Raw genomic sequence first — 22,414 nt, 5'->3', positions numbered from 1 at the left:
TAGATGTTTGGTAAAACGTTATACCTCGTCGTCCTCGTGCAGACGGCGGCGATAATCGGCGGCCCAGCCCTCAATATTTAGCTGACGGGCGCGGCCCAGGCCGAGTGCGTCAGCCGGGACCGGCTCGGTGATGACGGAGCCGGCGGCCACGAGCGCGCCGTCGCCGATCTGGGCGGGCGCGACCATCATGGTATCGGAACCGATGAAGGCATCCTTGCCGATGACGGTCTTGTGCTTGTGCACGCCGTCGTAGTTGCAGGTGATGGAGCCCGCGCCCACGTTGACGCCGGAACCCATGGTGGTGTCGCCGATGTAGGACAGGTGCGGTACCTTGGAGCCCTCGCCGATCGTGGACTTCTTGATCTCCACGTGTGTGCCGGCCTTGGAGCCATCGAGCATGTGGGTGCCCGGGCGCAGGTAGGCGCGCGGGCCGCAGTCGACGCCGTTCTCGATGACAGCCTCGATGGCGATGGTCTCATCGATGGTGCAGCCGCTGCCAACGGTGGTGTCGGTGAGGCGGCTGTTGGGGCCGAGCTGGCACTCCTCGCCCACGGTGACGTGGCCGATCAGGTGCGTCTGCGGCCACACGACGGTGTCGCGGCCGATGACGGCGTCGGGGCCGATCCAGGCCTGCGTGGGGTCGATGAAGGTAACGCCCTCGGCCATCCAGTGCTCGTTGATGCGGTCGCGCGCGATAGCGGTGAGTTGCGCGAGCTGGATGCGGCTGTTGACGCCCAGGCCGTCGCGGTAGTCGTCGCAGTGGAAGATGGAGACTGCCTGGTCGTGGCCCTTGAGAATCTCGAGCATGTCGGGCAGGTAGTACTCGGACTGCGCGTTGTCGTTGCCGATCTCGCTGATGTGGGCGGCGAGCTGCGCGCCGTCGAAGGCGTAGCAGCCGGCGTTGCACTCGAGCAGCGTGGCGGCCTGCTCGGGCGTGCAGTCCTTCTGCTCGATGATGCGCTCGATCTGGCCGTCGGCGCCCAGCTTGATGCGGCCGTAGCCAAAGGGATCGGGCGGGGTCATGGTCATGACGGTGCAGGCGAGCTCGCCGGTAGCGACGGTCTTCGCGAACTTGGCGACGGTGTCGGCGGTGATGAGCGGCAGGTCGCCGTTGAGCACGACGACGGGGCCTTGCATGATGCCGCATGCCTCGAGCGCGACCTTTACGGCGTGGCCGGTGCCCAGGCGCTCGGTCTGTTCGACGCACTCGACCTTGGTGGCGCTGTTGGCGTAGGCGCCGTCGATAAGGGCGCGCATCTCGTCGGCGTGGCTGCCGATGACGACCACGACGCGGCTGCAGCCGGCCTTGATGGTGGCGTCGACGATCCACTGGACCATGGGCTTGCCCAGGATCTTGTGCGAAACCTTGCAGTGGTTCGACTTCATGCGGGTGCCCTCGCCGGCGGCGAGGATAATTGCGGTTGCGTCCATGTGATCTCCTGTTACGTTATAGAGACGTGTGTTTGGAAACGATACACGGCGCAATATGATACCGCAGGCATATGATGAGCGCGTAACGATTGGCGCATGGCGGCTGATGTCGGTGCCGCCGGCGTGACGTTTGCGCTGGTTGTGCATGGCGGCGGCACTGCGGCGTTGGCGTTTGAGCGAGGGGATGGGGGTGTCCGTGGATATCATGCGAGAGGAATCGGGCAACGAGCCCGTCGCGGCATTCTCGATGTCGCATCCGGCGGTGCCGGCGCTCTACATGGTGCTGACGCTGGGGCTCACCATGTTCTCGATGCAACCGGTGCTGCTTGCGCTGTCGCTTGCGGGCGGGCTGGCGTATGGGTTTGCGACGCGCGGCGTCGCACGCACGTTGGGGGCGCTTCGCTGGCAGCTGCCGGTGATTTTGATTATCGCGGTGCTCAACCCGTTATTTAGCGCTTCGGGCTCGACGGAACTGTTCCGTATTGGCATGCGTGCGGTGTATCTGGAGAGCATGGTATACGGCCTGTGCATGGGCGGGCTGTTTGTGGCGAGCGTGCTGTGGTTTGAGGCCGCGGCGTCGATGCTTAGCTACGACAGGGTGCTTGCGCTTTTGGGTAACACCGCGCCGGTGATCGCGCTCATGATCTCGATGTGTATGCGGCTTATCCCGCAGTTTTTGCGTCGCGGTCGCACGGTGCTGGCGGTGCAGGATGCAATTGAAGTGCCGGGCCGCGCGCCGGCCGACCCCGTGCGTTCGCGCCTACGGGCATCGAGCGTGTTGATGGGCTGGGGCATGGAAGATTCGCTGGAGCGTGCGGACGCCATGCGCTCCCGTGGGTGGGGCGCCGCGGCGCGTCGCACGACGTTCGCGCGGTATCGGCTGGCGCGCGGCGACGTTGCCGCGCTGGTTGGGCTTGCGCTGTTTGGCGTGGCCACGGCGGCAGTGGCGTGGACCGCGACGATGCGGTATTCGTTTTACCCGCAGCTTTCGGTGCCAGCGCCGTGGCCTGGCTATGTTGTATACGCGACCTGGATGGCGCTGCCCTGCGTGCTGCATGCGATTGACGAGAAGAGGTTTGGCTGATGGCTCGGTTGGACGGGAGCATCATGGCGGACGCGGTGTGCGGCTCGGATATGCCGGCGATTGAAGTGCGGGGCCTGCGCTTTGCCTACCCCGGGGCCGAAGTGCCGGTGTTCGAGGGGCTCGATTGGCGTGTTCCCCAAGGGACGTTTGCGTTGCTTGTCGGTGGTACCGGGTCGGGCAAGTCGACATTACTCTCGTTGCTCAAGCCCGAGATTTCGCCGGCGGGCGAATGCTCCGGCGAGCTGCGCATGCTGGGCGAAAGCGTTGCCGACATGGACGTTCGCGCGTCCGCGGAGCGCGTGGGCTATGTGTTTCAGGACCCCGAGAACCAGATTGTGTGCGAAACCGTGTGGCACGAGATGGCGTTTGGCCTGGAAAACTTAGGCATGTCGCGCGACGAGATGCGTCGTCGCGTGGCCGAGACCAGTTATTTCTTTGGGGTGGAGGATTGGCTCCACCGCGATACCGATACGCTTTCGGGCGGACGCAAGCAGCTGCTGTCGCTGGCAGCCGTGCTGGCGTTGCGCCCTCGCGTGCTGCTGCTCGACGAGCCCACGTCCCAACTGGATCCCGTTGCCGAGAAAAATTTTCTGCATGCGCTGTTTCGCGTGAATCGCGAGCTGGGCTGCACGGTTGTTGTGGCAACGCACCAGCCGCGCCCGATGCTCGAATACGCGACGTGCGCGTATCGGATTGAGGGCGGGCGCGTATGCGAGGTCGCTGACATCGCCTCCTTGGGGCATCGCGAAGAGCTGTTTTCTGGCGAGGTGCCAGGGTGGGGTGGCTCGCGGCGTGCAAAAAACGGAGTTTTCAGCAGCGCCAGTGGCCGGCCGGGCTATTTGGACCCGCGCGTGGGCGCTCCGGGCGCAAAAAAAAGACCGAAATCGGACAAATCGGCTGAATTTGAGGCGCAAATCCTGTCGCAAGACGACTCGGGGGCGCCGTCGTGCGCCGGTGGATGCCGAATACTCCCAAAAATGCACGCTGGGTCGGCTACCACCCTGGCAGGGGGCTGGTTTCGCTACGATCGAGCGTCCGGCTGGGTGCTGCGCGGGCTCGATGCGTCGTTTTCGGCAGGCGCGGTGCATGCTGTTGTGGGCGGTAACGGCTGCGGTAAGTCGACAATGCTTTCGGTGCTGGCCAAGACGGTCAAGTTGCAGCGTGGGCATATGGAGCGCGGGGCGGCTTCGGCGGCACTGCTGCCTCAGAATCCCAAGGCGCTGCTGGTTGCCGAGACGGTGCGCGAGGAGCTGATGGAATGGGCTTCGACCTGCGGATATGACGAGGCTATGGCGCGAGAGCGCGCGACGAGTCTGGGATTGTCCGGCTTGGATGGGCGCCATCCGTACGATCTTTCGGGCGGGCAGCGCCAGCTGCTTGCGTTGGCAAAGCTGCTGTTGATCGGCCCCGAGCTGCTATTGCTCGATGAGCCCACCAAGGGTCTGGACCTGGCCAGCCGTCGCATCATCGCCCGCGCCCTGCGCGACCATGCGGAGGCTGGCGGTACCGTCATCATGGCAACGCACGATCTGGATTTTGCCGAGCAGGTTGCCGATGACATTGCCATGATGTTCGACGGCGAGATTGCCTGCATGGAGCCGCCCGCCGACTTTTTTGCCGACAATGTGTTTTATAGGGCGTGATGGGATGGCGGATTATCGCGTCCTGCGCATACTCGCAAAACTGGAAATCCCGCTGCTGCTGGCGGTGCCGGCTGTAATGGCCGCAGCATTGTTGGCGGGCATTGAGCAGGCAGCGCTTGCCATGCTTGTCGTGGTGGCGCTGGTGCTCGCGCTGTTCTTTGCGGGTTACGAGGCATCTCGTCCGGGTTTGCGCCAGATTATGCCCTCGCTGGTTCTGGCGGCGTTGGCCGCGGCGGGGCGTATCTTGTTTGGCCCCATTCCCGACTTTAAACCGGTGAGCGCCATCGCCATTATCGCCGGGACGACGCTTGGTCGCCGCAATGGTTTTATGGTTGGCGCGCTGGCGGCGCTGACCAGCAATTTCTTTTTTGGGCAGGGCATGTGGACACCGTGGCAGATGTATGCCTGGGGGCTCGTGGGATACGTTGGCGGTGCGCTGGCGCATGCGGGTGCGTTCGACCGTGCCGATGGAACCGTGCGCATGCCGGCGCTGATGGCGTACGGCTTTGCGTCGGGCCTGCTCTATGGCGCCGTGATTAACGCCTACGACATCATCGGTTTTGTGCAACCGCTCACGTGGGCGGGCGCCGTGGCGCGTCTTGCCACGGCGGTACCGTTCGATATCACACACGGCCTTGCGACCTGCGTGTTCTTGGCCGCTCTCTACAAACCTTGGTGTCGTCGCATTAACCGTGTCGTCGTGAAATACGGGCTGTAGTGGCGGTTGCGCCGGGGCGAGAATCAATACTGTCGAAGTGCCATTTTAAAACTATGCCGGTTTACGGGGCTAGATTGGCACAGGCAGACCATACCGGCTTTTTTCGAAAATAGACGAGCCGTCTACCTGCGGTTTTATTTTGCTTGAATTGCGTTTGGTTGGCGATTTGCGATTCAGCCCCGTAAACCGGCATAGTTTTAAAATGGCCGGCTGATATGATGGGCGTCGTGGTCCTCAGAGAGCCAAATCGATCCGTTTTCTTCCGCCCCCAGACGTCCCCAGGGAATCAGTTGACGGCGCTTGCCACGAAACTGGCCCATCTACTACGTTTAGCTTGATACCCCCGACCATGACCGCGCTTTATGAAAAACCGCAGGCTTTCTACCTGCGGTTTTCTTTTTGCGTTGTTCGCCGTGGTTGAGGGTAGTGGCTTAAACGTAGTAGATGGGGCAGTTTCGTGGCGGGTGTGCCGCGTGGATTCCCTCGCGAGGTGAACATGATCCGTTTTGCTTCGTCCCCGAGGGGTCGGCTGGTGCTAGAGCTCTAGGGTGAGGGTGACGGGGCAGTGGTCGCTGCCAAAGATGTCGCCGCGGATGCCGGTGTCGCGCACGTTGCCGGCGATGGCGTCGCTCACCAGGAAGTAATCGATGCGCCAGCCCGCGTTGTTCTTGCGGGCATTAAAGCGGTAGCTCCACCAGCTGTAGACGCCCTCGACGTCGGGATTTGCCGCGCGCCAGGTATCGGTAAACCCGGCGTCGAGCAGCTCGGTAAACTTGCCGCGCTCCTCGTCCGAAAAGCCTGCGTTGCCGCGGTTGGACTTGGGGTTCTTAAGGTCGATCTCCTCGTGCGCCACGTTAAAGTCGCCGCAGGTCACCACGGGCTTGCCGGTCTCGCGCTCAAGCGCGCTCAAAAAGCCGCGATAGGCATCGTCCCAGGCCATGCGCACATCGATGCGCGCGAGCTCATTTTGGGCGTTGGGCGTATAGACGTCCACAAACCAAAACTTGTCGAACTCGAGCGCGCAGACGCGGCCCTCGGTCGCGGCCTGCGCCACGAGCTCGGCTGCCGCGCCCTCGCCGGCGTAAGGCAGCAGCGCATCGGCGCGCAGCACGCGCAGCGGTTCCTGGCGGCTAAAGACCGCAGTGCCCGAATAGCCTTTACGCTCGGCGTAGCTCCAGGTTTGGTGATAACCGGGCAGGTCGATATCAGCCTGGCCCTCCTGCAGCTTGGTCTCTTGCAGCGCCAGGATATCGACATTGAGCTCCTGTGCGATCTGGATAAAGCTCGGGTCCTTTTTGAGCACGGCGCGCAGACCGTTGACGTTCCACGAGGCGAAAGTGTAAGTCTGAGGCATGGTGTCCTTTCGACGGGGTTTGCAGGCTTAAGATTAGCGCAAAAGGGGCGGTGGTGGGCTCCGCGCGTGCTGACTCAAAGGCCGCATGCTGGGATGTCGCCCGACGCTGCCCGACCAACAAGGACGGAGGACTCATATGACGCAGGCGATATCGGATCCCAAGCGGGCCTCCGCCGCACTGGCGGAGCTGTTTGGTACTCACAAGCGTGTGGTCTTCTTTGGCGGCGCCGGTGTTTCCACGGCGAGTGGCATTCCCGATTTCCGCAGCGTGGACGGCCTATATCACCAACAGTTTGCCTACCCGCCCGAGACCATGCTCTCGCATAGCTTTTACGAGGCGCATCCGGCCGAGTTCTTCGACTTCTACCGCACCAAGATGATCACGCTTGGCGCCAAGCCCAACCGCTGCCACACCAAGCTGGCCGAGCTGGAGCGTGCCGGCAAGCTTGGTGCCGTGGTGACGCAAAACATCGACGGCCTGCATCAGATGGCAGGCTCGCAGCGCGTGTTCGAGCTGCACGGATCGGTCCATCGCAACATTTGCCAGTCGTGCGGCGCGGTCTATAGCGCCGAGTGGATTTGCGCCCGCGGGCACGAGGACGCCGCGGGTGTGCCCGTGTGCCCCGCGTGCGGCGGGCGCATTAAGCCCGATGTGGTGCTCTACGAGGAGCCGCTCGACGAGCATGTGCTGACCGACGCCGTTGCCGCCATTGCCGCGGCCGATGCCCTCATTGTGGGCGGGACCTCGCTCGTGGTGTATCCGGCGGCGGGCCTTACGCGATACTTTACCGGCGATACGCTGGCCATATGCAATCTTGCTCCCACCGATCAGGATGCAAATGCCGACCTGCTGATTTCTTGCGACATCGCTGCCGCGTTTGCGTTCTAGCCCGCGCGCGCGGATACAATAGAAAGACTAATTGCAAAGCGACCCCGCCGCCTGCGCCCGAGCGTGGCGGCGCGGGCATTTTAGGAGGATGTTCATGGCGAACGACAGCAAGACATGGCGGTGCGGAAAGTACGAGCTCAGCTTTGACCGTCCGCGCATCATGGGCGTCCTCAACGTGACGCCCGATTCTTTTAGCGACGGCGGTGAGCACTTTGACCAGGATGCCGCTATCGAGTACGGCCTGGCGATGCTCGATGCCGGCGCCGACATCATCGACGTGGGCGGCGAGTCCACGCGCCCCGGTTTTACCCCGGTCAACCCCGACGAGGAGGCTCGCCGCGTGCTGCCTGTTGTGCGTGCGTTGGCCAAAGAGGGCGCCATCGTCTCGATCGACACACGTCACGTGGCGGTTGCCAAGGCGGCCGTGCGCTGCGGCGCCTCGATCGTCAACGACGTGACGGGCTTCACCGACCCCAAGATGGTCGAGTTTGTCGCGACGAGCACCTGCGGCGTCATCGTGATGCACGCCGGCGAGGTCGCCGCGCCTGCTCGCACGCATGCAACGGTGCAGCTCGATACCTCTGCCGCGGCGTTTGTTGCCGAGAAGGCGCGCGAGGCGGCTGCCGAGGCCGCGCGCGAGGCCGAGAAGCCCGCCCGCCGTCGTCGTGGCAAGCTGCTGGGCGAGCCCAAGACGGAGGCCAAACTGCCGGGTGGCGTGGTGCAGCCCTCGCTGCCGTTTGGCGATCCGGAGCCAGCGCCCGAGCCAACGGGCGAGCAGAAGCAGGAGACGCCGGCCGCCGAGCAGGCTACCCCTGCCGCCGAGGCCGCCGCGACCCCTGAGCCCGCGCCGGAGCCCAGCGATCACTTGGCCGCCATGATGCGCCGCAGCGCCCGCCGCGAGGAGGCTTATGTGCCCACCTCGCAGCTCCGCCGCTTTACCCTGCCCGATTCGGCGCCCATCATGCGCCGCGTCATGGGTTTTCTGTCCGATCAGGCCCGCGCGCTCATCCACGCCGGCGTGTCACGCGACCGTATCTGCATCGATCCGGGTCCGGGTTTTGGCAAGACGGCCAACGAAGATATCGTCATCCAGCGCGAGACCGCCAAGATGGCGTCGCTGGGCTATCCGCTCATGTGCGCCGTGTCGCGCAAGCGCTTTGTGGGCGCCGTCTCGGGCGTGACCGAGGCCGCCGAGCGCGATGCCGCCACCTTTGGCGTGTGCCTGGGCGCTATCCAGGCCGGTGCCAACATCGTGCGCGTGCACGATGTCACCGGCTTTGCGCAGTTCCTGAACGGCTACTGGGCTGTTGCCAAGCCGCAGCCGCGTCGCGCGTTTGTGGCCGTGGGCTCCAACCTGGGGCATCGTTGCGACAACATCCGCGCCGCGCGCGACATGATCGCCGAGATTCCGCTCACCTGTGTGTCCAACTGCTCGCGCATCTACGAGAGCGAGCCGGCCTACGAGACGCGCCAGGACGCGTTTGCCAACGCTGTCATCGAGATCAAGACCGAGCTGGCGCCGCTGGTTCTGCTCGACGAGCTTATGAAGATCGAGGCCGAGCTGGGGCGCGACCGATCCAAGAAGGCCAAGGTCAACGGCCCACGCACCATCGACCTGGACCTGCTGTGGATGGATGGCGAGACCCATGGCGGCAAAAAGCTGCGCCTGCCGCATCCGCTCATTGGCGAACGCGACTTTGTGCTGGTGCCGCTTGAGGACCTGATGCACGACCCGGCGCGGTTCTTCCGCTACAACGGCGTCGAGGTCAAGGAGCCCGAGGATCGCGTGGGCCATATCGTGGGCGAATTGGGGCGTATGTAGATGATTGAGATGAACACTGTAGCCGTCGGTGCCGAGCTTGACGCCGCGCGCGACGCGGGTCGCGAGGGTGCGCCCGCGGGCTGGTGCGCTTGGAGCGTGGGCGAGGCGTCGTTGACGTTTTCGCTGGTCGTGCGCCCGGATGTGAATATGCACGCCTTCCATGGCCTGCCGTTTGTGGCGGCGATGGGCATGATGGACGCGCTCGCGGGAACGGCATCGACGTCGGGGCTGGGTCTTGCCGGTAAGGTGGGCATTCAGTGGCCGAGCGATATTGTGTGCGGCGCGCCCGCGTTTGAGACGTCGTTTGCACGCGTCGCCGTCAACGGTGGCGCCGGTGCCGCGGGTATGTTCGGTGCCGTGACGGTGGATATTGAGCGCGCGGCGCTGGGCGAACTTGGCGTGGATGTGACCGATGAAGCGCTGGTCGAAGCGCTGGCTACCGCCGTGTTGACCCGCGTGGACGCCTGGGCGGTTGTCGCCAACACGCCGCAGGGCGCCGCCGGCCCGCTGGCTCCCGTGCTGGGCGAGTACTTCGACATGGTGCCGCTGCTGGGCCGCCAGGTTGCGGCGGTGTCGCCCAACGGCTTGCCGCTTGCGGTCGGTGTGTTTGCGGGCCTGGACATCTGGGGTCGCGCGACCATCAAGACCGATTCCGGCGAGCAGGAGTTTCCGCCCGAGGCCGTACGGATTCGCGGGCTGTAACGCGAGATGTCCGCGCTCAAAGATAATGATGACAACAAGACCCTCCCCGGCAGAGTGAACTGCCTCTGCCGGGGAGGGTCTTTGCGCGACTACAGGGTGGCATCGCGGCCCTATTCCTCGAAACTGAAAATTTTTCGTTTTTGAGGAATAGGATTAAGGCAGCTCGGCCTTTCGCGAGGTATATTCGCTATAGAGCCTATTCCTCAAAACTGAAAAATTTTCGTTTTTGAGGAATAGAGATAAAGGACCGCGAGGAGGCCCCGATGAAACTCATCAATAGAGCGTCATATATGGACACGTTGACGAGTCTTATTGGCGTGCCGGATATCAAGGTCATCACGGGCATCCGCCGCAGCGGTAAATCAAAATTGCTCGAGGCCCTCCGCGATTACGTGGAGGCAAATCTGCCTAATTCGAATGTCATCCATATCAACTACAACCTCGATGAGTTCGAGAACCTGCTCGAGTATCACGCGTTGCTCGCTTATGTAAAAGATCATCGGGTGCCCGGCAAACAAAACTTTCTGCTTATCGATGAGGTTCAGATGTGCGACGGTTTTGAGCGTGCGATCAACAGCCTTCACGCATCCGAGCATTATGACATCTTCATTACCGGATCGAATGCCTTTTTGCTGTCGAGCGATCTGTCGACGCTCTTTACGGGGCGCACGTTCGAGATCGAGGTTTTCCCATTCTCGTTTGAGGAGTATCGTCTCTATGGCGACGAGGGCGAGGTCGACCGTGACTTCGATGAGTACGCGAGAACCGGCGGTATGTCTGGCTCTTACCCTTATCCACTGCAGGAGCAGCGCTATCAATATCTCTCCAACGTCTTTAAGACGCTCATTGTGAGAGATATCGTGCAGCGGCATAACGTGAGAAACGAATCGGCGCTGCTGCGCATTGCCGATTACATGATGGACAACGTTTCCAACATTACGTCGGCACGCAACATTACCGATGCATTAAATGCGGATGGACTAAAGATTACGAACAAGACGGTCGGTGCGTACATGGGGTACCTGTGCGATGCGTTTGCCTTCTATAAAGTTCGTCGATATGACATTCGCGGCAAGAAATACCTTAAGAGCGGCGAGAAGTATTACCTGGCAGACCACGCGTTCAAATACGCGCTGCTCGGTACACGTGATATGGATTGGGGGCGCGTATACGAGAACATAGTGGTAATCGAGCTGCTGCGCCGCGGATACGAGGTATACGTCGGCGTACTCTATAAAAAGGAAATTGACTTTGTAGCAATCAAGCGAAGCGAGAAGCTCTACATTCAGGTGAGCGACGACATCAGCTCGGATAAGACATTTGAACGCGAGATTTCGCCACTGCTGAGCATTGGCGATGCGTACCCCAAGATGATTCTCGCCCGCACGCATCACGAGGCCACGGACCGCGACGGAGTGCAGATCGTGGACCTGGCGAGGTGGCTGTGCGGCGAGGCGTAGCGTGCATCGAGCCTATTCCTCAAAACTGAAAATTTTTCGTTTTTGAGGAATAGAAAGGCTTTGAGCCTCTTAGAAAGCCATTGGGCGGCCTTTCCGGTGCGAGATTTGTGTCCGCGCCGTGCGAAATAATAGTTTATGTCCTAACGATGGGAGCAGACTATGGCTGACAAAGCAAATTCGGCGTGTCCACAGGCATGGAGGGTTGCAAAATCCCTATCCGAGAAAATACTCTCTCAAGGCAAGAACGGGGTTTGGTCGCCTGCGTGCGTCGCGAGCTTGTTGACGATTGTACGAAAGGGTGCCTCGGGCGCCACATGTCGGGAGCTCGACATGCTCCTGGGCGATGGCGACATGTTTAGCGAGCGTGATCCCTTCGGCATCGAGCTGGAGCGGAACTGGGGCTATGACGGTTATGATGCGAGCACGGCAACGGCAGCTTGGCTTTCCAGGTCCGCGAGCCCATCGGAGGCGTTTCTGCACGAGTGCGACAAATGCAGCGTGCATGTTTCAATCGATGACTTGGCCGATCCGCGCGTTAGCCAACGGGTGACCGATTGGGTAGCTGAACAAACTCACGGCCTGTTGTCGCCAAGCATCGAGTTATCACCAGTGGCTCTTGCCTGTCTTGTGAGCGCGCTTTACATGAAGGATGCATGGGCGGATCCGTTTGACAGCGAATCGACCAAAGTTGAGACCTTCCATGCAAAGAACGGCGATGTTCAAGCAGCGTTTATGCGTGGCAAGCGCGATTGTGCGGTGATCGTCGAGAACGGCAGGGTTGCCTTCTCGTTGCCGCTCAGCTCCGATGCCGGCGTGTGTTTTGTTCTTCCGAGCGGCGAGGATGATCATGTTGATGACGCGCTTGGGCTATTCGAGCGTCTGTCCCAAGGCGAGGGAGAATGGGGGCCCGTCGACCTGGGGATTCCTCGCTTTGAATGCGAGTCGACGCTCTCGGACGTCTGCTCGCTGCTAAAGGCCGCCGGCGTCTCTACGGCAACTGCGATGGAGCTTACACCTATGGTGGGGGTAGAGGGGACTCCAACGCAGATTGTCCATGGCGCGAAGTTCGCTGTCGATGAGAACGGCGTAGAGGCCGGCGCGTACACGGTGATGGTCGCTGTCACGGGCCTTCCGCCGGAGAACCCGCCAGAGCCGCGCAAGATAACGCTTGACAGGCCTTTCTATGCAGCGCTCGTGTCTCGCACCGGCGTACCGCTCTTTGTGGCAAGCGTCGCGCTGCCGTCGGTGGACGTGCAAGAAAGGTGAGGTTGAGGTTTGCGAAGGGGGGGCTGCTATGCCAAGGGTTGCCAACGTACTCTTTCCAGCTGACTATTTTGAAAAGATAGTTCCAGATGGGTTGATGCGTATCGAATATGAGTCTGCGCGTGCTGAGGGGCGTCTTGACATGGGGCTTTTCGATCTGGAACTGTTCGAGGAGCGTGGAGAGCTCGCGCTCTGCTTTTCTAGGCCATCGGGCTGATGCGGTGGTAATCAACCGCATGTTCACGGAGTTTATGGTCAAGGACTATGTAAAGTCGGTCAAAGGGACGAGGTTTCCCGTTAGCTTTCACACTCCCGTGAGCCAGGAGCGCATGGACGGGATTGTTAAAGAGTTCGTCAAGCTCCGCGGGGACCTTTTCACGGTCGGTATTGTCTGCAAAGAGTACGTTGATCTGGCCCGCTACGGTGGTGCAACGAATGAATGGAGAGCTTTCTATCTCGACGGGAATCTCCTCAACGTATGCCGGAATTCAAATCAGCCGACCAATGTTGCGAAGCCGCCCGAGGAGCTTGTACTGGCGTGCTCAAATCTTGGGAGCCCCTACTACACCGTGGACTTTGCGGAGCGAGTGGATGGAACCTGGATTGTGGTGGAGACCGGCGACGGGCAGGTGTCGGGCCTCGCTGCGGCGCAGGATCCGGTTATCTACTATCAAGTGCTTGCGGATGCCCTCGAAAGGCGGGATGCGGACGGAGGCCGGGCTTGTGCGTCTGGCATTCGGACCTAGTGCAACACTACGCCGTGTTTGCCGAGGGGGCGGCGTCGCGAAACGAAAGCGACGCTGTCGCATTTGTGTCGGTCTTTCTGTTTTGATGAAACGTAGTCCCTTGATCTGGCTCACGGAGGGGTTGGAGAACTAGAGTCACCTAGCCCGTGCGTCAGAGAAACTGAGGGGATAAGACAGTGCTCACGCTTGGCTCCGGTCCCTGTCTTACCCCAGCTCCTGCATGCGGCGGTAGATTTCGCAGATACCCTTAATGGTGAGCTGTCCATCGACCACGTCGAAGGCATCGGTCGAATCGGCGACGATGCCGGCGAGGCCTCCCGTGGCGATAACGGTGGCATCCTCGCGGCCCAGCTCGCGCTTCATGCGCGCGACCAGGCCTTCGGCCATAGCGGCGGTGCCCACCACGGCGCCGACCTTGATGCACTCCTCGGTATCGCGGCCGATGGCGTGCTCGGGCGCCTCGAGCGGCACGCTGGCGAGCTTGGCGGCGCGGGCGGCAAGTGCATCCATGGAGATGCGGATGCCCGGCGCGATCGCTCCGCCAATGTAATAGCCGTCCTCATCGATGACGTCGATATTGGTTGCGGTGCCAAAGTCCACCACGATTGCCGGCGCGCCGTAGAAAGTCTCAGCCGCAACGGCGTTGGCGACGCGATCGGCACCTACGGCCCGGGGACGTGCCGCGCGCAGCTTGGTCACGGCGGCCGTCTGCGGCCCAATGACGATGACGTCTGCGGCAATGCGGTCGGCCACGGCATGCCATTCGCGCGAGAGCTGCGGCACCACGCCCGCAAAGGCGATAGCGTCGACCGCGGCGAGCGAAAGGCCGTACATCTTAAAAAAACCCATCAGGCGCACATGGATCTCATCTGCGGTATAGGAGCGGTCGGTGGGCATGCGCCACGACTGCACCAGCTCGTCTCCGTCAAACAGGCCCATGGCCGTCTGCGTGTTTCCCATATCGATAGCGAGCAGCATGTCTACTCCCGGTTTCGGCATAAAAGGACGCGCACCATTGTATACGTGCTGTCGACGGCGCTCGGCTGCGATTCGTTTACGGTGATATGGGCTGAGGGGTTTTAAATATGAAGGAATTATGCTCTACGAGAGTTTCCTTGCCGTCCACCGAACGTCCGAGTAATATTCTTTCTTGCGCACATGAGGCGCCCAGACATTGCGGGGTGGAGCAGTCTGGTAGCTCGCCGGGCTCATAACCCGGAGGTCGTAGGTTCAAATCCTGCCCCCGCGACCAAGAACTTTTAGCAGCTCAGAGGCCTTGTTCTCTGGGCTGTTTTTCTTTGGATAAATAGCACGGCGAGCTAGTTGCTGAGCGGGCATTTTGGATCCCCCGTGTCAATCTCTGCGCCTTGGAGGTCGTTGGTTCGAATCCGGCCTCCACGATCAAAACTCCGGGTCAGACGCAGGAAAGCCTGGCAGCGCGAATAAACGAAAAGTACCATCATGCCGAGATGATCGGCATGATGGTACATCTTGGAAGTGATCTCGAGCGTTATCTTTAGGGAGGGTTCGAGATCACTTCCGCTTTCTTTAAATGACGAGCTGAGCGTTACGCAAGATTACTGAATAATTACATTTTCAGTAGTATAAGATGCCTGTGCGTATCGCTGAGCATTGGCAAACTGCGAAGTAGCAAGGCCATACATAATCGCAGCCTGCTCCTTATCGCCTTTCGCATTGGCGCAATCAGCCATAGTGGTGTAATTGCATCCCGTGTGCACCGCCTCAGCAGCCTTATTGTAATACTCCATGGACTCGTCATCCACTGAGCCCTTCTTATACAATTCAGCTCCTGCATTTCTTACCGCAATACGCGCGTCGACTTCTGCGCTCTTATTAGTGGCCTGCATGTTCTTTCCGAGAGTAAGCCTGTAGTAATTAGCTGTACCATAGGGAACGTCTGAACGGAATTTCTCGTCATGACCTCTCAAGACATACATTTCCTGATCAGTTGCATCAAAAATTGTCCTGAAAATCGTCTTGAATTCTATGTCATCGCCTTCTGGAGAGTGGAACTGATAGAAACCACCGAAGTCCCAATTTTCCTCACTCCATTTGCCCTCGTCATAGTAACGAATGCTTCCGAGTCCGTTCGCGAGCGTGAGTGGGGTAACGCTGCCGCTCTCGTCTTGCATAACCTTTTCTAGAGTATTGGCTCTTGGCACGCTATCCGGATATGCCTCATATGAATCATTCATCCAGAGCTCATCCTTGAAATGATTCGCTGCAATTAGATAGTCCGTCTCACCGTAGTCACCGGCTTTGCGCACTACATATGCATTATCTTTTTGCTCGATGAGATACGCATTTCCCTTGTTGTCGGAAACGTTGATGTTACCCGTGTGAATCCACTCAGTTTTCGTAAGCATTTTGACTGCTTCGTCTGCCGTATCGCACTTTGTGGCTGTGTACCAATAAGCAAACAAAGTATCGAGGAAGGTGCCTTCCCTATCGATTGTCTTAGCATCATCGCTTGGCGATGCCGTAGGTCCTCCGGCATAGGTAATAATAAGGCCCTTAGAGTTCATGAACGCATTTCCCTGCAATCCACCTGATGCAATGACTGCATTGCCATGTTTCGGATAAGAAACCATGCTCGAGAACATTGCGGCGGGTGTTGTGCTGACTGCATCAAGATTAGCGGCTCCAAGATGATGACCATCCTGAGTCATACTTCCCCAAGCAGATACATTCATACATGTTTTTGAACGCTCTGGATCATTTGAGCTCTCTGGATCAAAATGCATCATGAGGTCATAGTTAAGAACAGATGAGCCCATAACTGCAACTACTGCATCTTCCTTTGAGACTCCTGCCCCCTCAGCTACTCCCGACAAGAAATTAAATACAGATGGATCATCCTCTTCATAATGTTTCAGAATCTTACCCATAGCTTCGTTATATGCGGCATCGTCTGCCTCTGCATAAATTGAAGCCATTACAGCTGTCCAGTTACTTTCTAACTGATCCTTTTGCTGTAAGCCATACTGCTTTCCCATGTCAAACCAGGAGCCATTTACATACACAACTTCTTGCGCATTTCCTGCGTTGACGGTTGCATCGAACTTCCCGTCAAACTCTTCGTTTTCAGAAGTTGATCCGGCATTTGCCAGCGTGCCGTCTGATGACCCACCTTGCGTATTGTTTGCAGAGCATCCTGGGCCTGCCACCATGCTTAAACATAAGCTGGCGCAACACAATACGCAGGCTATCTTTCTTCTCATAATCTTGTCACCTTCTCTTTCAGAGGTTCCGTGTTGCCGATAACTTGATGGCTAAAGCAAAGACCCCTCGTTGCCGACAACCTAATGACAAAATTATGTAATTTTCCGATCCGCTTTCACATGAACTGGTCTCGATAAATATGTTCAATCTTAGCCTATACCCTGGTTTAGCGCTTTATGAACCAGGGTTCATAAAGCGCTAAGCTGTATAAACAAAAGGAAGTGGGATTCATATTGATTAGCCCAACGTAATCAACGTTATGAACATCTGATTTTCTGCAGCAACTGCATCCTGTTGCTAACATCGGCCTTCTGGTAAATGTTATGTGTATGAGATTTGACGGTGCCAGTCGAAATAAACAACAGTTCGGATATCTCCTGTGTGCTTTTCTCCTTGAGCAAGAATCCCAGAATCTCTCGTTCTCTGAGACTAAGGCCAATAGATGTCGCATAGGCGTCTATGATTTCTTCCGAAAGCTCTCCTGTCAAGGCTTCATAGCTAATCGGTTTCACTGTGATCTTGTCAACAAAAAAACGCGCCGCAACAACAATAAGATATGCGGCAACAACTATCTGGGAGACGCTTTCGCCAAAATTGCGGCTTCGAATCGCGCCGCTAGTTACTAGGCTTGCAACATCATTATTTAGCCCATAATGTAACCCCGTAAGAACATCCTCAAAGACAGTCATTAATCCCAGGATTCCAACCAGTCGCAAGAACATATCTAACCTTAAAAACATGCTCTTATGCGCTGTTTTGCCAAAGGACCTGCTACCGATAAAGGCCAGTACGATAACCAGAAGTTGGAATGGCAACAAATAACAAATATACAAGAATCCTGTACGCACCTTTAACAAAGGGAACATAATGAGCCAGATGAACAATGGCGCTTCCACCAATGTCAATATCCACGTTTTTGACCCTCCAACAGCCCCCTTGAATAAATGACATATGAGAAAGGCGCAGGCGAAATATAATAGCGACTTGATTACTACGGGCACCGAAAAAAAATTATGAAAGTAATAATAAAGGGGCGAACTAATTTCGTATCCTCGAACTATTAGCTCAATCAAGTACTGGCTTAGCATAAACAGAGCGATATACAGATATTCCTTCTTTTGACCTCCGATATAGAGGATTAAATAAAGGGCTGCACAGATTACACAGCCAGATTTTATTAATAAACTTAAAACAGCAGACAGGACCAGCATCAGGACCCACCACCCTTTTCCTTCTATAGCGCGCAGTGCCCTATTTAATTCATATCATTTATCCGCAATCCGTCTTCTGGATCTCCTTGCTCTGCTTCTAGTAAGCAAGTCTTTTCCCGCAACCTCTTCAGCATCCTTTCAATAGTACGTCATATAATACCAGTTGCAGCGTCCGCATCATTCGCTATGAACATCGCCGCCGTGCCCAGTAGCCTTCAGGCGTCCCGAAGGCCGGTGCGTCGCCGCTGACGGGCACGATGCGCTTTTTCACGAGTCTAAAGATGCATAATCTACGGACTTTTCTTTCTCTTGTCATACTTTTGAAAGTGTTCGTAAGAGGCTGCCGATCCATTGGAGGCGTAGAGAGTCCAGGTGATGCGCGGACTCATCCCATCGAGCGGGCGGGTGGAGTCTGGCCTTCCAGGCAGGATGAGCGTCGTCGGGGTGATCTTGCCTAAAGATATTGGACTGTTTATAGGACTAAACATAAGAAAACTCGATTATCAGGGGCGGGTGCCATAAGGCACACCGCCCCCCTTTGTGCGTATGGCGCCAGGACCATGCGCTCGAAAGCGTTGCCCAAACGCATGGTTCATCCGCACAAAGCCCATGGTCGCTATGGGCAAACATCGGTGCGCCTGCACATGGTTTTGAGCCTGTTCTCGAGCGAAAGTATGGCTGTCGATACGTATGCAATTCGCATGAAACCCGGGCTCGTCCGAGAGCCCTATAAAGGAGGATTCGCATGAGATTGCGCTCGATCATCATCGCCCGGCCCAGACACGTGCCGTGAACCTTGATCGCACCGGTCATGGTGTTGAGGCAGAACATGTCGTTATAGCGTGTGAGCGGGCCTGTCGAGCGGGCAATCTTCTCGTCTAGATCGCGTTCGATGATGTAGCGCACGGCTTCGTCCTGCAGCATATCGCCTTCGGAGATCTCGGCGCGGGTGATGGCTGCAAGGGGGGGTCGTCGGCATCGTCGAGCTCAAAGCCACCGCGGGCGCCATAGCGGTAGACGGGATCGACGACGAGCACCGGGTTGCCCATAACGGTAGAGGCTGTTTGCGTGAGGTTCTTGAGCCCCGCGTCGCTCAAGAGCGCCTCGAGCAGCGCTTGCTTTGCGGTGGACCTATCGGTGGTACTCGGTTGCATGGGTGTCCCCTCTGCCGCGTCTTCGCCGTAGTCGACGCGTGACCAAATTATTATCGCAGGCTGCGCAGTATTAGGTTGTTTAAAAAGGTGAGTGTGGCGGTCGTTTCCACGAACGGGGACGGTGTTGTTGGGGCTGTCTCAATCTGTAACAGGTGGGTCCGATTTTGGTCTGTAGATGTTACAGATTGAGATTTCCGGCGAGCGGGGCTCCGTTTGTCTCGATCTGTAACACGAGGGACGGATTTTGCCGAGTTGTTGTTACAGATTGAGATATTCGGACGGACAGTTGCCGTTTGTCTTGATCTGTAACAGGTGGAGGTCAAAAGTCGGTCTAGATGTTACAGATTGAGATGTTTGGTTGGACCGAGTTTGTTCGTCTCGATCTGTAACATCTGGGGTCGTTTTTGGCCTGTAGGTGTTACAGATCGAGATTTTCCGACGGAACGCTTCCGTTTGTCTTGATCTGTAACAGGTAGGGGTCAAAAGTGGGTCTAGCTGTTACAGATTTATATTGTTGAGGATGGGTCGAGAGGAATATCTCGATCTGTAACAGTAAGACCCGGTTTTGCTGGGTAGCTGTTACAGATTGAGACAAACCGACGCCCCGCCCCGCCCCATCCGCCTGCCGCTGCCTGCTATCCGCCGATTTTCGTTGTGCCGCTGTACCCCCATGCCATATCCTCTAAACAACTACGCGGCACCATCGCCGCCGCGTCTACAAGAGAGGAATGTTCATGACCGCACCTGCGTCCAAGCTGCTCCAGCCCATTACGGTTGGCCCCCTTGAGCTCAAGAACCGCATTATGTTCCCGCCGCTGACCACCGGCTATGAGGAGCGCGACGGTTCCATCGGCGAGCGCAGCCTGGCTTTTTACGAGCGCCTGGCCCGTGGCGGCGTGGGCTATATCGTCATCGGCGACGTCGCTCCCGTCACGACCGCAAGCCCCACGCCCAAGCTGGCGACCGACGCCCAGATCCCCACGTTTAAGGCGCTGGCCGACGCCGTCCACAAGCACGGTGCCAAGGTCGCGCTGCAGCTGTTCCACCCCGAGTACGACGTGCCCGGTGTCGGCCGCATGGTCATGGGCTCCATGGCTGCAGCCAAAGCCGCGCAGGAGGCCAAGGCCGCCGGCGACGAGGAGACCTTTGCCGCCAAGATGGCCGAGTCCAACGAGATCCGCAAGCAGGCATACGCCAAGCTGCACCACGACATGCAGCACTTTGTGAACGAGGCGAGTGTAGAGCAGCTCACCCAGATCAAGGAGGCCATCGCTGCCTCGGCCGCTCGCGCGCAGCAGGCCGGCATCGACGCCATCGAGGTCCACGGCGACCGCCTGGTGGGTTCGCTGTGCTCCGCGATCCTCAACAAGCGAACCGACGAGTACGGTGGCTCGTTTGAGAACCGCGTTCGCTACGCGCTGGAGGTCGTCGCTGCCATCAAGGAAGCCGCGCCGCAGCTGATGGTGGAGTATAAGCTCCCCGTGATCATGGAGAACCCCGATGGCACGCCGCGTGGCAAGGGCGGCCTGCAGCCCGACGAGGCCTGCGAGTTCGCCAAGCTGCTCGAGGGCGCGGGCATCGATATGATCCAGGTTGCACAAGCCAACCACACCGGCAATATGGGCGACACCATTCCGTCCATGGGCGCCATGCCCTACAACTGGACGCTGCCCGTGGCCGAGCGCGTCAAGGCTCTGGTCTCCGTGCCGGTGGCAACTGTGGGCCGTGTTGTCTCGGTCGAGGCTGGCGAGAAGATCCTGGAAGACGGCGCGGCCGATATCATCGCCTATGGCCGCTCGCTCATGTGCGACCCCGACATTGCGCTGAAGGCCGCCACGGGCGAGCCCATCCGCGAGTGCCTCAACTGCAACAAGGGCTGCGTCGATGCGATTCAAAACCGCAAGTACATCTCGTGTGTGCTCAATGCCGAGAACGGCGACGAGGCTACCATCGCCATTAAGCCGGGCGAGGGCGACAAGAAGATCGCCGTTGTGGGCGGCGGTATTGCCGGTCTGGAGGCCGCGCGCGTGGCGGCCAAGCGCGGCTACGACGTGACCGTCTACGAGGCGAGCGATCATCTGGGCGGCCAGATTGTGCTGGCGGCCGCGCCTCCGCGCAAGGACGAGATCATGCGCTCGGTCGAGTATTACGAGAAGATTCTGCCCGGCCTGGGCGTGAAGGTTGAGCTCAACCATGCCGCTACCACTGAGGACCTCAACGCCGCCGACGCCGCGATTGTGGCTGTGGGCGCGCACGACGTGGTCATTCCTGTTCCGGGTGCCGATTCTAAGAAGGTCTTCTCGAGCTGGGACGTGCTGGCCGGCAAGGTGGAGCTTACGGGCCGCGTCGCCGTCATTGGCGGTGGCCTGGTGGGCACCGAGACTGCCGAGTACCTGCTGCAGCACGGCTGCGAAGTGGCGATCGTGGAGATGCTCGACAAGATTGCCGCGGGCGAGTCCGAGACCATTCTGCCGCTGATTATGAGCGAATTTGCAGAGCACAACGTGGAGCAGCATGTTAAGACCCGTCTGACCGCCATTACCGACGAGGGCGTGGAGGCCGTGCGCACTGCCGATGACGGCGCCGAGGAGCCGGTGAAGATCGCCTGCGATTACGTGGTGATGGCCGTCGGTTCCAAGGCCAACGCGTTTGACTTGGATGGCGTTACGGTGCCCGTGACCTGTGTGGGCGACTGCTCGGGCGAGCGCACCGCCGACATTGCGAACGCCATTCGCACGGCATATCACGCGGCCAACGAGCTGTAGTTGAACATCGCGGCCAGGCGGGGCGGTAGCACGGATCTGTCTCGCCCGGCCGCGTCCCATCGGGTGTCAATCGGGGCGGGGCCTGCAAGCGCAGCAGGTCCCGCCCTTTTTGTTTTGCCCCGGTGGACGGCAATGCGCGCTAATCATGGGGAGTGAGGTGTCTACTGCCTTGCAGGCTGCTCAAAATTATTGGAGGAGGGGTTAATAATCATACCCTCTATTCCAAAGGATATAAAGAGATGCCAATTTTGCTGGCAAGCGAATGACGATTAGCTGCGAGCTAGTTACCAGCGTAAATAATCAATAAAGAAATGTCGTAAATTGGTGTCAAATTCCCAGATAGCGCCGCGTCTATTTTAATTAACTGCTTTGAGCAAACAGTAAAATGCTACTATCTAACTTGCACGTAAGAAAGCAATTTAACGTTTAAGGCTAAGAAGTAGAAGTGGCAGGTATGTCAGAAACAACAAGGACTCGCACGCATGCGCCCGAGATTAGGCAGCGCGCTGTCGAGATCCTCCAAGAAGGGGTCGGCCATCGCGCGCTCGCCGCAGAGCTTGGCATCCCCCAGGCCACAGCCCGTCAGTGGGCCCGTGCGTATGCCGTGGGCGGCGCCGACGCCGTTCTCAATGCGGGCTCTCATCACCACACATATTCGTTTGACGTTAAGCTTGCCGTGGTTAAGGACCGCTTGGAACACGGTCTGACGGTGCGTGAGGTCATGGTCAAGCACAAGATCCCCAGCGAGTCTTCGGTTAAAGCTTGGTGCCGACAGTATCGCGACGGTGGCGAGGCCGCCTTGGTCGATAAGCCGCGGGGTCGTAAACCGCGCGTTAAAAAGGCGGAATAGCGAACGGGATGGTGCGTCCGCAGGGGCGCATTTTTCTTGCCGCGCCAACTTTTTGGATCGCCGCGAGTCTATCGGGACA

17 protein-coding genes and 1 tRNA gene are annotated in these 22,414 nt (G+C 58.7%); 12 read left to right on the top strand and 6 right to left on the bottom strand.

From position 1 onward, the window contains the following. Positions 1-18: 18 nt before the first annotated feature. Positions 19-1,431: a bifunctional UDP-N-acetylglucosamine diphosphorylase/glucosamine-1-phosphate N-acetyltransferase GlmU gene (gene glmU, locus ACTQ40_RS05170; RefSeq protein WP_441563514.1), complete on the bottom strand. Its 1,413-nt coding sequence runs from the start codon at positions 1,429-1,431 to the stop codon at positions 19-21. 205 nt (positions 1,432-1,636) lie between these two features. Here glmU and ACTQ40_RS05165 point away from each other — a divergent pair, with 205 nt between their 5' ends. Genes ACTQ40_RS05165 through ACTQ40_RS05155 form a run of 3 tightly spaced genes read left to right on the top strand, consistent with a single transcriptional unit; the run spans position 1,637 to position 4,876 of the window. Continuing rightward, complete coding sequence (locus tag ACTQ40_RS05165) at positions 1,637-2,515, top strand: energy-coupling factor transporter transmembrane component T family protein (protein ID WP_441563523.1); 879 nt, start codon at positions 1,637-1,639, stop codon at positions 2,513-2,515. Further along, positions 2,515-4,158: an ABC transporter ATP-binding protein gene (locus tag ACTQ40_RS05160; protein WP_441563513.1), complete on the top strand. Its 1,644-nt coding sequence runs from the start codon at positions 2,515-2,517 to the stop codon at positions 4,156-4,158. Before ACTQ40_RS05165 ends, ACTQ40_RS05160 begins: the two co-directional genes overlap by 1 nt. A 4-nt stretch (positions 4,159-4,162) precedes the next feature. After that, entirely contained in the window at positions 4,163-4,876 is a 714-nt protein-coding gene (locus ACTQ40_RS05155; RefSeq protein ID WP_441033151.1) for a DUF6580 family putative transport protein, read from the top strand. A 535-nt stretch (positions 4,877-5,411) separates the two neighbouring features. Here the strand turns inward: ACTQ40_RS05155 and ACTQ40_RS05150 are convergent. Continuing rightward, positions 5,412-6,230 (bottom strand): exodeoxyribonuclease III, encoded by an 819-nt coding sequence (locus ACTQ40_RS05150; protein WP_441563512.1) that lies wholly within the window; start codon positions 6,228-6,230, stop codon positions 5,412-5,414. A gap of 136 nt (positions 6,231-6,366) precedes the next feature. Here ACTQ40_RS05150 and ACTQ40_RS05145 point away from each other — a divergent pair, with 136 nt between their 5' ends. The 6 genes from ACTQ40_RS05145 to ACTQ40_RS05120 all read left to right on the top strand — a co-directional run bounded on the left by ACTQ40_RS05145 (position 6,367) and on the right by ACTQ40_RS05120 (position 13,112). After that, the gene (locus tag ACTQ40_RS05145; RefSeq protein WP_441563511.1) at positions 6,367-7,119 is read left to right on the top strand and encodes an NAD-dependent protein deacylase; all 753 of its coding nucleotides are present in this window, start codon (positions 6,367-6,369) and stop codon (positions 7,117-7,119) included. A gap of 94 nt (positions 7,120-7,213) precedes the next feature. Next, positions 7,214-8,941 carry a dihydropteroate synthase gene (gene folP, locus ACTQ40_RS05140; protein WP_441563510.1) on the top strand — a complete coding sequence of 576 codons (1,728 nt, stop codon included), beginning with the start codon at positions 7,214-7,216 and terminating at the stop codon, positions 8,939-8,941. After that, a complete protein-coding gene (locus ACTQ40_RS05135; protein WP_441563509.1) occupies positions 8,942-9,643 on the top strand; it encodes a hypothetical protein in 702 nt (233 codons plus the stop codon). 263 nt (positions 9,644-9,906) lie between these two features. After that, positions 9,907-11,103 carry an ATP-binding protein gene (locus tag ACTQ40_RS05130; protein ID WP_441563508.1) on the top strand — a complete coding sequence of 399 codons (1,197 nt, stop codon included), beginning with the start codon at positions 9,907-9,909 and terminating at the stop codon, positions 11,101-11,103. A gap of 159 nt (positions 11,104-11,262) precedes the next feature. Then, on the top strand, positions 11,263-12,369 hold the full coding sequence (locus ACTQ40_RS05125) for a serpin family protein (RefSeq protein ID WP_441563507.1): 1,107 nt from the start codon (positions 11,263-11,265) through the stop codon (positions 12,367-12,369). Between the two features lie 233 nt (positions 12,370-12,602). Further along, on the top strand, positions 12,603-13,112 hold the full coding sequence (locus ACTQ40_RS05120; protein WP_441563506.1) for an ATP-grasp domain-containing protein: 510 nt from the start codon (positions 12,603-12,605) through the stop codon (positions 13,110-13,112). 204 nt (positions 13,113-13,316) lie between these two features. On the opposite strand, the gene ACTQ40_RS05115 is transcribed toward ACTQ40_RS05120, so the two are convergent. Then, positions 13,317-14,090, bottom strand: a complete 774-nt coding sequence (locus tag ACTQ40_RS05115; protein WP_441563505.1) for a type III pantothenate kinase — start codon at positions 14,088-14,090, stop codon at positions 13,317-13,319. 197 nt (positions 14,091-14,287) lie between these two features. On the opposite strand from ACTQ40_RS05115, the gene ACTQ40_RS05110 reads away from it, so the two are divergent. Then, positions 14,288-14,364: transfer RNA gene (locus tag ACTQ40_RS05110), tRNA-Met, on the top strand. A gap of 325 nt (positions 14,365-14,689) precedes the next feature. On the opposite strand, the gene ACTQ40_RS05105 is transcribed toward ACTQ40_RS05110, so the two are convergent. The 3 genes from ACTQ40_RS05105 to ACTQ40_RS05095 all read right to left on the bottom strand — a co-directional run bounded on the left by ACTQ40_RS05105 (position 14,690) and on the right by ACTQ40_RS05095 (position 18,720). Further along, positions 14,690-16,354 (bottom strand): C45 family autoproteolytic acyltransferase/hydolase, encoded by a 1,665-nt coding sequence (locus tag ACTQ40_RS05105; RefSeq protein WP_427795109.1) that lies wholly within the window; start codon positions 16,352-16,354, stop codon positions 14,690-14,692. Positions 16,355-16,612: 258 nt separating this feature from the next. Beyond that, complete coding sequence (locus ACTQ40_RS05100) at positions 16,613-17,566, bottom strand: helix-turn-helix domain-containing protein (protein ID WP_441554208.1); 954 nt, start codon at positions 17,564-17,566, stop codon at positions 16,613-16,615. Between the two features lie 878 nt (positions 17,567-18,444). Beyond that, positions 18,445-18,720, bottom strand: a complete 276-nt coding sequence (locus tag ACTQ40_RS05095; protein ID WP_441563504.1) for a hypothetical protein — start codon at positions 18,718-18,720, stop codon at positions 18,445-18,447. A 734-nt stretch (positions 18,721-19,454) separates the two neighbouring features. Between ACTQ40_RS05095 and bilR the strand changes: the two genes are divergently transcribed. Next, the gene (gene bilR / locus ACTQ40_RS05090; RefSeq protein WP_441563503.1) at positions 19,455-21,485 is read left to right on the top strand and encodes a bilirubin reductase, long form; all 2,031 of its coding nucleotides are present in this window, start codon (positions 19,455-19,457) and stop codon (positions 21,483-21,485) included. Between the two features lie 454 nt (positions 21,486-21,939). Continuing rightward, positions 21,940-22,335 carry a helix-turn-helix domain-containing protein gene (locus tag ACTQ40_RS05085; RefSeq protein ID WP_229770663.1) on the top strand — a complete coding sequence of 132 codons (396 nt, stop codon included), beginning with the start codon at positions 21,940-21,942 and terminating at the stop codon, positions 22,333-22,335. Positions 22,336-22,414 lie beyond the last annotated feature (79 nt).

This window comes from Collinsella sp. Sow4_D11 (assembly GCF_052116465.1).
Lineage (GTDB): Bacteria > Actinomycetota > Coriobacteriia > Coriobacteriales > Coriobacteriaceae > Collinsella.
The sequence above is the reverse complement of the archived record's forward strand: the minus strand, read 5'-3'. Positions and strand labels throughout refer to the sequence as shown.